We start from the raw sequence: 471 nt of genomic DNA, 5'->3' as shown, positions 1-471 counted from the left end.
GGCGGCGGGTGCGGGGGCATGGGCGTGAGCAGCCGGAGCCTGCGGGGCGTAGCCGCCGCCACCGCTGCCGCCGTAACCGCCTCCACCTCCGCCTCCTCCGAAGCCACTGCCGCCGCCGAAGCCGCCTGCGGGGCCGCCCGCCGGGGTGCCGCCCCCCGTACCGACGACGAGCTCGATCTTCCACGGCATCTGGCCCTGGTAGGCGTCGTTGATCGCCTGGCGGAGGACTTCCTCGCTGCCGCTGTTGGCGAAGCTGTCGCGGGCGCCGGCGTTGGCGAAGCCGACCTGCAGGGTGGTGCCGTCGAAGCCGACGACCTCGGCGTTCTGGCTGAGGACGATCCAGGTGAAGCGGCGGCGGTTCTTGACCGCGTCCAGGATGGCGGGCCACATCTGGCGGACCTGGCCGGGGTCGCCGACGGGGCTGCCGGCCTGGGAGCCGGCGCCGGCGGCGGCCGCTGCGGGGGCGGGCGC

Annotated in this window: 1 pseudogene; it reads right to left on the bottom strand. The window is 76.2% G+C overall.

Annotated features, from left to right (window positions below):
• Positions 1–471 (bottom strand): annotated as a pseudogene (locus tag ACSNOH_RS35130) (DNA polymerase III subunit gamma and tau); the annotation flags it as partial.

It is taken from the genome of Streptomyces sp. URMC 127 (assembly GCF_051386535.1).
Lineage (GTDB): Bacteria > Actinomycetota > Actinomycetes > Streptomycetales > Streptomycetaceae > Streptomyces.
Note: the sequence above shows the minus strand (reverse complement) of the source record. Positions and strands in the feature narration are given on the sequence as shown.